This window comes from Sphingomonas sp. SP2 (assembly GCF_058313385.1).
On the sequence record NZ_JBZFLD010000001.1, the window covers coordinates 23,994 to 35,884 of the forward strand.

Here is an 11,891-nt window from a genome sequence, read left to right on the forward strand (position 1 = left end):
TCTTAGCCCTCGATCTTCGAGAAGTCGGCCACCCCGTGCACCGCGTTGCGGAAGCGGGCGAGGAGGTTGAGGCGGCGGCGACGGACGGCTGGGTCGGGATCGTTGACCGTGACGTCCTCGAAAAAGGCGTCGATCGGCCCGCGCAGCGAGGCGAGCGCGGCCATGGCGGCGGCGAAGTCCTCTTCCTCGACGGCCCTGGCGGCGCGCGGCTCGGCCTCATCGAGAACCATCACCAGCGCGCGCTCGGCCGCCGGCGCATCGGCCGGGAGGTCGGAGCCCTGCGCCTGGCTCGCGATCGAGGCGGCGAGTTCGGGCGCCTGGTCGACCTCGACCAGCGGATCCTCCTCGCCCGTTTGCGGGATCGCCTGTTCGCCCGGCGAGGCGAGGACGCGCGGCAGGTCCCAATTCTCCTTCTTGAGGATGTTGGCGGCGCGCTTGTAGCCGGCGAGGAGATTGCTCCCCTCCCCGCCTTCGACGAAGGCCTGCAGCGCGGTCACGCGGGCGAGCAGCCGGACGAGATCGTCCTCTCCGCCAAGGGCGAACACCGCGTCGATGAGGTCGTGGCGAACGCCCGCCTCGCGCTGCTGGACCTTGAGGCGGTCGGCGAAGAAGTCGAGCAGGTCGCCCGAGGCGATCGGCAGGCGAAGGCCGTTGGCAGTGACGATCTGAATGACGCCGAGCGCGGCGCGGCGGAGCGCGAACGGGTCCTTGCTCCCCGTCGGCGGCATGCCGGCATCGAAGAACTGGCGGAGCGTGTCGAGCTTGTCGGCAAGCGCGACGGCGACGGTGACCGGCGCCGTGGGGACGTCGTCGCCCTGGCCGACGGGCTTGTAATGATCGCGGATGGCGTGGGCGACGGCCTTGGGCTCGCCCTGGGCCTCGGCGAGATAGCCGCCGATCAGCCCCTGCAGTTCGGGAAATTCGCCGACCATGCCGGTGACGAGGTCGGCCTTGGCTAGCTCGGCGGCGCGGCGGGCGTGGTCGGGGTCGCAGTTCGGCACGATGGCCTCGATCGCGAGCCATTCGGCGAGGTCGGCGACGCGCTGCACCTTGTCGGCAAGCGTGCCGAGCTTCTCGTGGAAGACGATCTGCTTCAGCTTTGCGGCCTGCTCGTCGAGCGGGATCTTCATGTCCTGCTCGTAGAAGAAGCGGGCGTCACTGAGACGCGCGGCGAGGACGCGCTGGTTGCCCGCGACGATCGCCGCGCCGCCGTCGGAGGCATCAATGTTGGCGGTGCAGATGAATGCCGGGGCGAGCGCGCCGCTTTCGTCCTTCAGCACGAAATATTTCTGGTTGGTGCGCGCGGTGAGCTGGATCACCTCGGGCGGCACGTCGAGATAGTCGGCGTCGAAGCGGCCGAGCAACGGCACCGGCCATTCGGTGAGACCGGCATTCTCGGCGACGAGGCCCTCGTCCTCGACCAGGGTCAACCCCGCCTCGGCGGCCAGCGCTTCGGCGCGCGAACGGATGATCGCGGCACGCTCGTCGGGATCGACGATGACATGGCAGGCGCGCAGCTTCTCGGCATAGTCGGCGGCGCTGCCGATGGTGATGGGGCCGGGATGATGGAAGCGGTGGCCGGTGGTCGCGGCGCCGGCTTCGATCCCGTCAAGGGCGACCGGGACGATCTCTTCGCCCAGCAGCGCCACGATGCCCTGGAGCGGGCGCACCCAGCGGAGCGAGGCGGTGCTGGCCGAGGGCGCGCCCCAGCGCATCGACTTGGGCCAGGGGAAAGTGCGGACGATCCGCTCGATTGCCGCGGCGAGCACCGCGGCGGTCGCCTGGCCGGGCTTGTCGATGACGGCGAACCAGATTCCGTCGCGGTCGACGAGCTGATCCTGGGTGAGGCCGGTCTTGCGCAGGAACCCTTCGAGCGCCTGAGACGGCGCGGAGGAGCGCGGGCCCTTCAGCTCCTCCGACACGGCGGCGGTGGCGAGGGGCAGGTCGCGGGCGATGAGGCCGAGGCGGCGCGGGGTGGCGAAGGTGTCGATCGCGCTCGCCTCGAGCCCGGCCTTGGCAAGCTCCTCGGCGAACAGGCGGGCGAGGTCGTTGCGCGCCTTGGCCTGCATCCGCGCCGGGATTTCCTCCGAGCGCAGCTCAAGCAGGAAGTCGGCGCTGTTCGCGACGGCGGGTGCGGGATCGAGCGGAGCGTGCTCGCGGGTCGAGGGGGCGCTCACGCGACCTTCTCCTGTCGGCTTTCGAGCCAGGCCCCACACGCCGCCTTCGCAAGGTCGCGGACGCGGCCGATATAGGCCTGCCGCTCGGCGACCGAGATGACGCCGCGGGCCTGGAGCGTGTTGAAGATGTGACTGGCCTTGATTGCCTGTTCATAGGCAGGGATGGCGAGCTTGCGGTCGAGGCAGTTCTGGCACTCGTCCGACGCCTTGCGGAAGGCGTCGAACAGGCGCTCGGTCCCGGCGACCTCGAAATTATATTCGCTCATCTGGCGTTCGTTGGCGAGGAAGACGTCGCCATAGGTCACGCCCTCGTTGTTGAACTTGAGGTCGTAGACGTTGTCGACGCCCTGGATGTACATCGCCAGCCGCTCGAGCCCGTAGGTGAGCTCGCCCGCGACGGGCGTGCAGTCGAACCCGCCGACCTGCTGGAAATAGGTGAACTGGGTGACTTCCATCCCGTCGCACCAGACTTCCCAGCCGAGGCCCCAGGCGCCCAAGGTCGGGCTTTCCCAGTCATCCTCGACGAAGCGGATGTCGTGCGCGGTCACGTCGATGCCGATCGCGGTAAGGCTGTCGAGATAGAGCTGCTGGAGGTCGGGCGGGCTCGGCTTCAGCATCACCTGATACTGGTAATAAGCGCCGAGGCGGTTGGGATTCTCGCCGTAGCGGCCGTCGGTGGGGCGGCGGCAGGGCTGGACGTAGGCGCACTTCCACGGCTCGGGGCCGAGCGCGCGCAGCACGGTCGCGGGATGGAAGGTCCCTGCCCCCATCTCCATGTCGTAGGGCTGGAGGATGAGGCAGCCGCGCTCCGACCAGTAATGGTGAAGCGTGAGGATGAGGTCCTGGAAGCTCAAGGCCGGAGCGTCGGTCATGGGCGGGGCCATAGTCGTCCTGCTGGCAGCGGAGCAAGCGGCACCCTACATGCGCCCTGACTGACCTTTCGGAGAGTGACGAGTATGGCGTTCGGCTGGGTAGCAAAGGGATTGGCCGCGATCGGCCTGATGACGGCCGGGTCGGCGGCGCCCGCGCGCGCACCGGCGGCGCCCAAACCGGCGCTGTGGAAGGTCACCGATCGCGACACGACCATCTACCTGTTCGGGACGATCCATCTCTTGCCGCAGAATTTCCCGTGGCGGAGCGCCGCGCTCGAGCAGGCCAGCCGACAGAGCCAGCAGCTGGTGCTCGAGACGATCGTCGACGAGAAGAATCCCGCGAGCTTCCAGGCGGCCTTTGCCAAGATGGCATTGTCGCCCAACCTGCCCCCGGTGCTCGACCGGGTCAGCGCGGCCAAGCGGCCGGTCCTTGCCGCGGCGCTCGCCAAGGCGGGAGCGAACCCGGCGGCGGTGAGCCGGATGGAGACCTGGGCGGTGGCGATGATGCTGCTCGGCCCGCAGTTCAATTCGATCGGGCTGCGCCAGGAGGATGGCGTCGAGCAGGTGCTGAAGAACAGCTTCCTCGCGGCCGGCAAGCCAGTCGGGCAGCTCGAGACCAATGCCGAGCAGCTCGCCTTCTTCGATGTTCTTCCCGAAGCGGCGCAGCGGAGCCTGCTCGAAGGCGCGCTCGAGCGGCCCGACGAGGTGCGCAAGCAGTTCGACGCGATGCTCGCTGCCTGGGCGCGCGGCGACGTGACCGCAATTGCCCGGACCTTCAATGCCGAGATGAGCGAAAGCCCGGCACTCGCCGAGCAGTTGCTGAAGCGTCGCAATGCCAATTGGTCGAACTGGATCGAGCGGCGGATGGCGCAGCCCGGAACGGTGATGATTGCGGTTGGCGCGGGCCATCTCGCGGGGCCTAGCTCGGTCCAGACCATGCTTCAGAAGCGTGGCCTCAAAGTCACTCGGGTCCAGTGATTTCCTCACCATCATCAAAGCGTTGACAGGATTCGAGGCGCGGTGAAGACTTCCCCCCGGCAAGAGGCGGCTGGGGGGTCGCATGAGGAAGTGGTTGGGTCGGACGCGCGGCGTCCGCAGGTGCTTTTCCATCTTCGCCGGGCTCGCGCTTGCGGGCTCGGGCGGACCGGCCGGGGCCGCGGCAATGCCGGCCCCTGCAACCGGCGCAAGCCCTGCCCTGTGGGTGGTCAGCGACCAGGACACGATCATCTACCTGTTCGGGACGATCCACACGCATGACGGGCAGGCCAACTGGTTCGACCGGTCGGTCCGGCGGGCGTTCGAGGCGTCCGACACGCTGGTCCTGGAAACGATCGTGCCGGCCGCGCCCCCTGCCCCGAGCCCACCCTCGGCCGGGCTGACGGCGGCCAAGGCGACGATCGGCGCCGCGCGGTCGATCGGCATGCGGGTCGAGCTTGGCGCCGACCAGGTCCTGTCGCGGGCGGCCGCGGCGGCGCGAAAGCCGGTAATCGGGCTCGAGAGCTTCGCCCAGCAACTCGACATGTATCGTTCGCTCCCCTCGCCTGCTCGTCCCGCGGCGAGCGCCGGCGGCGCCGTGACGGTGCAGCCCGATCCGGCGCTGGCGCCGTTCCTCCGGACCATGGTCGACAGCTGGAACCGGGGCGACCCGAGCACCATCGCGGCGGTGGTGAGCGAAGTGCAGCGCCAGTCGCCCGAGGCCTACCAGCGCCTGTTCGTCGCCCGCAACGAAGCCTGGGCCGAGTGGATCAAGATGCGGCTCGAGCAGCCGGGGGTCGTCTTTGTCGCGGTCGGGACGGGCCATCTCGTCGGCAGCGACAGCGTTCAGGCCAAGCTGGCCGAGGCCGGGATCCGAAGCGGGCGGATCAATTAAGAACAGCGCTGGACAGATCCATCCAACTGTCATCGACGACTGACCTTTTGTCAGGGTCGCTTGACATCTCACCGACTCGAGCATAGTAAGGTGTCCATGACATTTGGTCATGCAAACACGACACCATCCGTTCAGCAGGGATCACGATGATTTTCTTCCGCTCGTCTCATTCCGCCACGGGCACCAGCCGTCCGCTCGCGACGATCCGCATGCTCGCCGTGACCGCCCTTGCCGCCTACCCGGCGGGCGCACTTCTGCGGGCGCTGGGACCGGACACGCTGGCAGTCGGGGTGGCGGAGTTCGGGCTGATCGTCCTCAGCCTCGTCGCTGCGGCGATGCTTGCCGGGACCCGGCTCAACCGCCTGACGGCCGAGGAGCGCGACCGCCTCGACGAGTATGAGCGCGGACTCCGCGCCGGGGCGCTGGAGAATGCCTACCAGATCTTCACGGCGCTGGCGCTGCTGGCGGTCATCTACATCGCCATCGCGAGCGACGCTGGCCTGTGGATCCCGACCGGCTACGAACAGTGGAACGGCCTCTTCTGGGGCGTCTTCCTTTGGGCGTCGGTGCTGCCGACGGCCGTGCTCGCCTTCCGCCTGCGCGACGACGAGGATTCGGCGGCGTGAACAATCGCCTGCGCGTCCTCCGGGCCGAGCGTGGCTGGAGCCAGGCCGAACTGGGCGGGCACCTCGGGGTCTCGCGCCAGGCGGTCAACGCGATCGAGACGGGCAAATATGACCCTAGCCTGCCGCTGGCCTTCAAGCTCGCCCGGCTGTTCGAGCGTTCAATCGAGGACATCTTCGATGACGAAGCATGAGCCGGACGCGGGGGACGCGAGCCGTTCGTCGGCTTCGGCGCGGCGCTTGCCGAAAATAAGGATTTTCACCCGAAATCACTGACTACCACCCGGTTTCAACAGGAGAGAATGAATGACTTCGAAGTTTCGTCCGCTGCTGCTCGCGGCATCCTTCCTGCTGGCGCCGCCGGCCCTTGCGCAGGCCGCTCCGGCGCCAGCCCCCGCCGCCGCGGCGCTGCCCGACACCGATCCGGCGCTGTGGGTCGTGAAGGACAAGGACACGACCATCTACCTGTTCGGCACCTTCCACGCGCTGGACGGCAAGACTGACTGGTTCAATGACGAGGTGAAGGCCGCGTTTGACCGGTCGAGCAAGGTCTATCTGGAGATCATCCAGCCGGAAAATCCGGCCGAAGTCGCGCCGCTGATGCAGAAATATGCGATGGCGACCGACGGCAAGACGCTGACTTCGCGCCTCAGCCCCAAGGGCCAGAAGGACCTCGCCGCCGCGCTTGCGGAATTCGGCGCGCCGCCGGCCGCCTTCGATCAGTTCAAGCCCTTCTTCGCCTCGATGATGCTGTCGGTGATGAGCGCGCAGAAGCTCGGCAAGACCGGCGAACAGGGCGCCGAGGCGATCATCACCAAGGCCGCGAAGGCGAGCAACAAACCGCTCGACCAGCTCGAGACGCTCGAATTCCAGATGGGTATCTTCGATGCGCTGCCCGAAGCCGAGCAGATCCGCCTGCTCGAATATACGGCGGCCAACATGAAGGACACGCCCGAGCTCTTCGCCAAGATGACCAAGCTGTGGAACGACGGCGACGCCGAAGGTTTCGCCAAGCTCATCAACGACATGCAGTCGCAGAGTCCGATGCTCTACGACGTGCTTCTGTCGAAGCGGAATGCCAATTGGTCGAAGTGGATCGAGAACCGCCTGAAGGAGCCGGGCACGGTGTTCGTGGCGGTCGGCGCGGGCCATCTCGCCGGCAAGGACAGCGTCCAGGACTATCTCGCCAAGGCCGGGATCAAGTCGAGCCGGGTGGCCTACTGAGCCCGAGGCGCTAAGGGCGTGGTCCGATGAGGATCATTGCCGGTAACTGGCGGGGCCGCCAACTGGTGGCCCCGCCTTCGCTCACCACCCGCCCGACCGCCGACCGGACCCGGGAGACCCTGTTCTCGATGCTGGTGAGCCGGCTCGGGAGCTTCGAGGACCTGCGCGTGGCGGACCTGTTCGCAGGCAGCGGAGCGCTGGCTTTCGAAGCGCTCTCCCGCGGCGCGGCGCAGGCCGTACTGGTCGAAACCGATTTGTCCGCGCGCAAGGCGATCGAGGCCAATGCCGCGAAGCTTGGAACGTCGGTCGAGCTCGTCAGCGGGTCGGCGCTGCGGCTGGCCAAGGCACGCCAGCCCTTCGACCTCATCTTCGCCGATCCGCCCTATGCGGCGGGATCGGGCAGTGCGGCGCGGCAGGCGGTCGAGGAAGCCGGCTGGCTCGCGCCCGGCGGCTGGATGGCGATCGAGACCGAACGCGGCGACCGCGTCGATCCCGGAAGCATGACCCTCGACGCCGAGCGCGACACCGGACGGGCGCGCATCACCCTCCTGCGCAACGCCTGAGCGCCGCGCTACTTCTTCGCGGGAAGTTTGGCAGCGGCGTCCTTGGCGGCAGCGGCACCGCCGGTGAATTCCTTCAGAAGCCGCGCACCGATGGCGGCCGCGGCCGCCTTGCCGGCCTTCTTGGCGCTGTCGGCGGACTTCACCGCGGACGGATTCCTGGCGCTGGCCTCGGCGACGACCGCGACGGCAGCCAGGGCCCCGGCAGCGAGCAATTCACCGACGAGCGGGTGATCGGCGAGCTTGGATAGGGTTTCGAGCGGGTGCTTCGCAGCGCCGCCCTTGCCGCCCTTCTGCTTCTTGGCCTTGGCCTTCTTGGGCTTGAGATCGTCGGGCTGATCGCCCTTTTTCGCCTTCTTGTCCTTGGCCACGCGCGTCCCCTTTGTCGTTACGGCAGACGACGCATATCGGCATCCGCATAGGGCACCGCAAGTTCGCAGGCGGTCGCGGCCTCCGAATCGAGCCAGCGCGGGATGTCGGCCAGGCGAAGCATGACCGGCATCGCCTTGGGATGGACCGCGCCGACGACCTGATTGGGTTCGCAGGTGAGGAAGGCCATGTAGCCGACCCCCGCCTCGCCCGGACGCCACAGTCCGGCGAAGGCGAACAACGGGTAGTGGTCCTCGTGGAGGCCGAACCACACCTTGCGCTTCGAACCCTTTTCGCCCTCCCACTCGCAGAAGCGCGAGACGGGGACGATGCAGCGGCGGTCGGGGCGGTTGAGCGCGCTCCGCCAGAAGGGGCTGGCAAGATTGCGGATGTTGGTGACGGGGCGGCCCTTTGCAGCCGCCGGTCCGGGGAAGCCCCATTCCATGAGGTCGAGCTTGAGCCCGCCCGTTTCGCCCCGGCGAAGGACGGGTGCGGGCTTGCCCGGATAGATTTCGTCGAATGGCGGCAGGTTGGTGGTTTCGCCCTCAAACGAGCCAAACAGCTTCTTCATTTCATCGACGGTCGCGGTCATCGAATAGAGATTGCACATGCTGAGCATTCACCTCGTCGGAGCCTGCGGCTCGCTTGGCCGTTAATGCCTTATCTGTCGCTTCACTGCTGACGTCATTGCTCGGCCGTTCAGGTTGGTAAGTCCAGACAGTGACACGCGAAACCGCAACGAACAGGAGAAGACGTGATGCGGAACATGATGCTGGCGCTTGCCGCCACCAGCCTTGCCGTCCCGGTTGCCATGGCCCCCCAGGCCGAGGCGAAGCAGCGCTATTATTCGGGCCGTACCTGGTATGACGGCCAGGGCCGCCTGCGCTGCAAGCGCAACAACGGCACGACCGGCCTGATCGTCGGCGCCGCCGGCGGCGCGCTGATCGGTCGTGCGATCGATACCCGCGGGTCGCGCGTGACCGGCACCATCGTCGGCGCCGCCGCCGGTGCGCTGATCGGCCGCGAAGTCGAGCGCAGCCGCAAGCGGTACGTCTGCCGCTAAGCACCCTGCTGGCCCAGCCAGCTTAGTGTATTGACACATTGATACACCTCCCTGTAGCTTTTGCGGCAACAGGGAGGTGTTTTCATGTACACGCAGAACGACCTCGACGAGGCGGTGGCCGCAGGTGCCATCACGCCCGAGTCGGCATCCGCCTTGCGCGCCTATGTCGCGAACCAGCGGCAGTCTCCCGGCGTCGACGAGGAGCATTTCCGGCTGATCACCGGCTTCAACGACATCTTCGTCTCGATCGCCGCCGCCATCCTGCTGTTCGCGGTGGGCTGGATCGGCCAGAGCATCGGTGCTGGTCTTGGCCTTCACGTGGACAATGACGGCCCCTCCCCGCTCGCGCCTGCCGCGGTGGCCGCGACGGCCTGGGGGCTTGCCCTCTTCTTCACCGCCCGGCGCCGGATGGCGCTGCCCTCGATCCTGCTGCTTCTCGCCTTCGTCGGCGGAGTGGTCGGCGCGGCCGGCTTCTCGCTGGTGCTGATGGTCGGCGAGACCAGCTTCGAGGGCCAGGGCTCCGAATGGGTCGCCGGGATGGTCGCCGCCGGTGCCGCCGCGCTCGGTGCGATCGGTGCATATGTGCACTGGAAGCGCTTCCGGGTTCCGATCACCGTCGCCGCGGGGGCCGCGTCGGTGGCGGGGATCGTCGTCGCGCTGATCGCCGCCGCGATCGGCAACGTCCCCAACCTTCGCGACATCGTCCTCGCGGTCGTGCTGGCGCTCGGCATCGGCGTGTTCCTGTTCGCGATGCGCTGGGACAGTTCGGATCCGGCCCGGGTGACCCGTCGCTCGGACGTCGCCTTCTGGCTTCATCTCCTCGCCGCGCCGATGATCGTGCATCCGGTCTTCACCCTGCTCGGCCTCAACGATGGCGACGCGACCGTCGGCGAAGGCCTCGCGATCATCGCCATCTATGTGCTGCTGGGGATCGCCGCGCTGGCGATCGACCGCCGCGCCCTGCTCGTCTCCGCGCTGGCCTATGTGCTCTATGCCATGAATCAGCTGTTCGAGACCTTCGGCGCGGTCGGGCTCAACATCGCGCTGACGGCGCTGGTGATCGGTTCGGCGCTGCTGCTCCTGTCGGCCTTCTGGCACCAGGCGCGGGCGGCGATCGTCGACAAGCTCCCGGACGGGCTGCGGAGCTATCTCCCCGCAACCGGCAAGGGGATCAGTCCTCTACCAGCTTGATCAGCCGCCGCTCGAGCGGGGCGAGCACGGGTCCAAGCTCGTGCCCCCGCCTGAGCACGGCGCCATGTTCCGACACCAAGGCCCACGCCCCTTGCTTCGAACGAAGCGAGGGGCGTTTTTCGATGCGGATTTCGGGCCGTTCGGCCGTGCGGCGAAAGGCCGCGAAGCTGGCGAGGTCGGGGGCGAATTGCATCGCATAATCGCGCCAGTGCCCGGCCGCGACCATCCGCCCGTAGAGGTCGAGGATCTTGAGCAGCTCCACCCGGTCGAAGGTAGCGACGGCTTTCCGGTCGACACGCCCCGGAAAGGGAGTGACGATGCTCACGCGGTCTTGCTCTCCGGCCGGGCGCGGCTGCGGGTCTTGAGCTGCTGGAGCTCGGCCCGGAGCGCGGCCAGTTCCTCTTCCATCGTGGCGAGGCGGGCGCGGACCGGGTCGACGTCCTCCCCGCAGGGCGTGCCGTAGGGGACGAAGCCGGGGCTGTAGTGGACGAGGTCGACCGGCACCGGTCGCGCGGGGCTGCCGACCACGGTGGTGTTGGGCAGCACGTCCTTGGTGACGACGCTGTTCGCGCCGACCCGGCCGCCGGCACCGACGGTGATCGGTCCCAGCACCTGCGCGCCCGAGCCGATCACGACATTGTCCTCGAGCGTTGGATGGCGCTTGCCGCCGATGCCGGTCGAGGGATTGGTCCCGCCCAGGGTCACATTCTGATAGATGGTGACATTGTCGCCGATCTGCGCGGTCTCGCCGATGACGGTGAAGCCATGGTCGATGAAGAAGTTTCGGCCGATCGTCGCACCCGGATGGATGTCGATGCCGGTCATGAACCGGCTCCAGTGATTGACGAAGCGCGCCAGCCAGTGGAGCTTCCCCTGCCACAGCCAGTGGGCGATGCGGTGGTAGAGCAGCGCCCACGCGCCGGGATAGAGGATCACGTCCCAGCGGCTTCGCGCCGCGGGATCGCGTTCCTTCACGCTGTCGAGATAGTCGAGCAGGGCCAAGCGCAAGCGGCGCGTCCTTAGATTAGCTGTTTGGCGTAAATGTATGTCTTCCCGGCGCGGTTGCAAAGGAGCGTGCATTACATGCCTCTTTCCGATCGCTTCATAACGGGGCATGGCGCGCGAGCTTAACAGGGGAGCCGACGTCATCTTCGCCGAGCTTGCGGCAGATCCTGCCATCCTCCTCCCCTTCATCCTGATCGGCTTCGCCGCGCAGCTGGTCGATGGCGCGCTGGGCATGGCCTATGGGACGATCAGCTCGACCCTGCTGGTTGGAACCGGCGTTCCGCCTGCGGTGGCCAGCGCCGGCGTCCATACCGCCGAGACCTTCACCACCGGCATCAGCGCGGTCAGCCATGTCGCGCACCGCAACGTCGACTGGCGGCTGTTCGTGCGGATCGTGGTGCCCGGGGTGATCGGCGGCGTCCTCGGCGCCTACGTGCTGAGCAACATTCATGCCGAGGCCGCGCGGCCGTTCGTCCTCTCCTATCTCATGCTGCTCGGCCTCTATCTCTTCTGGCGGGGCTGGACCCACCGGCACGTGGCGCGGACCCCGCGCGTGGTCGCGCCGCTCGGCCTCGTCGGCGGCTTCCTCGACGCGGCTGGCGGCGGCGGCTGGGGCCCGGTGGTGACCAGCAACCTGATGGTCCAGGGCGCCGAGCCGCGGACCACCATTGGGACGGTCAACACCGCCGAATTCTTCCTTACCCTGACCATCTCGGCGACCTTCCTGTGGACGCTCGGCTGGGAAGCCTTCACCACCACCATCGTCGGACTGCTGATCGGCGGCGTACTCGCGGCGCCGCTCGGCGCGGTGGTCGCCAAGCGGGTCGAGGCCGACAAGCTGCTGGTCATGGTCGGAGTCGTGCTGATCGCCACCAGCGGCTGGGGTTTGTGGCGCCTGCTGGCCTGACGAGTGGTCTTTCGAGGCCGTTGCGACTAC

At 67.8% G+C, this 11,891-nt stretch carries 15 protein-coding genes; 9 read left to right on the forward strand and 6 right to left on the reverse strand.

Going from position 1 to position 11,891, the window contains the following annotated elements; translation table 11 throughout:
• Window positions 1–2: 2 nt before the first annotated feature.
• Together glyS and AC4GYU_RS00150 are read right to left on the reverse strand one after the other, a co-directional pair.
• The gene (gene glyS / locus AC4GYU_RS00145) at window positions 3–2,069 is read right to left on the reverse strand and encodes a glycine--tRNA ligase subunit beta (protein WP_491086850.1); all 2,067 of its coding nucleotides are present in this window, start codon (window positions 2,067–2,069) and stop codon (window positions 3–5) included.
• Between the two features lie 104 nt (window positions 2,070–2,173).
• Window positions 2,174–3,049: a glycine--tRNA ligase subunit alpha gene (locus tag AC4GYU_RS00150; RefSeq protein WP_491084897.1), complete on the reverse strand. Its 876-nt coding sequence runs from the start codon at window positions 3,047–3,049 to the stop codon at window positions 2,174–2,176.
• Window positions 3,050–3,133: 84 nt separating this feature from the next.
• Here AC4GYU_RS00150 and AC4GYU_RS00155 point away from each other — a divergent pair, with 84 nt between their 5' ends.
• The 6 genes from AC4GYU_RS00155 to rsmD all read left to right on the forward strand — a co-directional run bounded on the left by AC4GYU_RS00155 (window position 3,134) and on the right by rsmD (window position 7,329).
• A complete protein-coding gene (locus AC4GYU_RS00155) occupies window positions 3,134–4,027 on the forward strand; it encodes a TraB/GumN family protein (RefSeq protein ID WP_491084898.1) in 894 nt (297 codons plus the stop codon).
• Window positions 4,028–4,211: 184 nt separating this feature from the next.
• Window positions 4,212–4,919, forward strand: coding sequence for a TraB/GumN family protein (locus AC4GYU_RS00160; RefSeq protein WP_491084899.1), 708 nt, complete (start codon window positions 4,212–4,214; stop codon window positions 4,917–4,919).
• 146 nt (window positions 4,920–5,065) lie between these two features.
• Window positions 5,066–5,545 carry a hypothetical protein gene (locus AC4GYU_RS00165; RefSeq protein ID WP_491084900.1) on the forward strand — a complete coding sequence of 160 codons (480 nt, stop codon included), beginning with the start codon at window positions 5,066–5,068 and terminating at the stop codon, window positions 5,543–5,545.
• On the forward strand, window positions 5,542–5,736 hold the full coding sequence (locus AC4GYU_RS00170; RefSeq protein ID WP_491084901.1) for a helix-turn-helix transcriptional regulator: 195 nt from the start codon (window positions 5,542–5,544) through the stop codon (window positions 5,734–5,736). Before AC4GYU_RS00165 ends, AC4GYU_RS00170 begins: the two co-directional genes overlap by 4 nt.
• A gap of 112 nt (window positions 5,737–5,848) precedes the next feature.
• Window positions 5,849–6,766: a TraB/GumN family protein gene (locus AC4GYU_RS00175; protein WP_491084902.1), complete on the forward strand. Its 918-nt coding sequence runs from the start codon at window positions 5,849–5,851 to the stop codon at window positions 6,764–6,766.
• A 26-nt stretch (window positions 6,767–6,792) separates the two neighbouring features.
• Entirely contained in the window at window positions 6,793–7,329 is a 537-nt protein-coding gene (gene rsmD, locus AC4GYU_RS00180; RefSeq protein ID WP_491084903.1) for a 16S rRNA (guanine(966)-N(2))-methyltransferase RsmD, read from the forward strand.
• Window positions 7,330–7,337: 8 nt separating this feature from the next.
• Here the strand turns inward: rsmD and AC4GYU_RS00185 are convergent, their stop codons facing one another.
• Both AC4GYU_RS00185 and AC4GYU_RS00190 read right to left on the reverse strand, forming a co-directional pair.
• Window positions 7,338–7,697, reverse strand: coding sequence for a hypothetical protein (locus tag AC4GYU_RS00185; RefSeq protein ID WP_491084904.1), 360 nt, complete (start codon window positions 7,695–7,697; stop codon window positions 7,338–7,340).
• Window positions 7,698–7,714: 17 nt separating this feature from the next.
• Window positions 7,715–8,314 carry an SOS response-associated peptidase gene (locus AC4GYU_RS00190; protein WP_491084905.1) on the reverse strand — a complete coding sequence of 200 codons (600 nt, stop codon included), beginning with the start codon at window positions 8,312–8,314 and terminating at the stop codon, window positions 7,715–7,717.
• Between the two features lie 138 nt (window positions 8,315–8,452).
• On the opposite strand from AC4GYU_RS00190, the gene AC4GYU_RS00195 reads away from it, so the two are divergent.
• A complete protein-coding gene (locus AC4GYU_RS00195) occupies window positions 8,453–8,758 on the forward strand; it encodes a glycine zipper 2TM domain-containing protein (RefSeq protein WP_491084906.1) in 306 nt (101 codons plus the stop codon).
• An 84-nt stretch (window positions 8,759–8,842) separates the two neighbouring features.
• Window positions 8,843–9,949, forward strand: a complete 1,107-nt coding sequence (locus AC4GYU_RS00200; protein ID WP_491084907.1) for a hypothetical protein — start codon at window positions 8,843–8,845, stop codon at window positions 9,947–9,949.
• Here the strand turns inward: AC4GYU_RS00200 and AC4GYU_RS00205 are convergent.
• Together AC4GYU_RS00205 and cysE are read right to left on the reverse strand one after the other, a co-directional pair.
• Window positions 9,930–10,274 (reverse strand): DUF2794 domain-containing protein, encoded by a 345-nt coding sequence (locus tag AC4GYU_RS00205; protein WP_491084908.1) that lies wholly within the window; start codon window positions 10,272–10,274, stop codon window positions 9,930–9,932. The genes AC4GYU_RS00200 and AC4GYU_RS00205 overlap by 20 nt on opposite strands.
• Window positions 10,271–10,951: a serine O-acetyltransferase gene (gene cysE / locus AC4GYU_RS00210; protein ID WP_491086851.1), complete on the reverse strand. Its 681-nt coding sequence runs from the start codon at window positions 10,949–10,951 to the stop codon at window positions 10,271–10,273. The genes AC4GYU_RS00205 and cysE overlap by 4 nt, the downstream gene beginning before the upstream one ends.
• Window positions 10,952–11,063: 112 nt before the next feature.
• On the opposite strand from cysE, the gene AC4GYU_RS00215 reads away from it, so the two are divergent.
• The gene (locus AC4GYU_RS00215) at window positions 11,064–11,861 is read left to right on the forward strand and encodes a sulfite exporter TauE/SafE family protein (RefSeq protein WP_491084909.1); all 798 of its coding nucleotides are present in this window, start codon (window positions 11,064–11,066) and stop codon (window positions 11,859–11,861) included.
• Window positions 11,862–11,891: the final 30 nt, after the last annotated feature.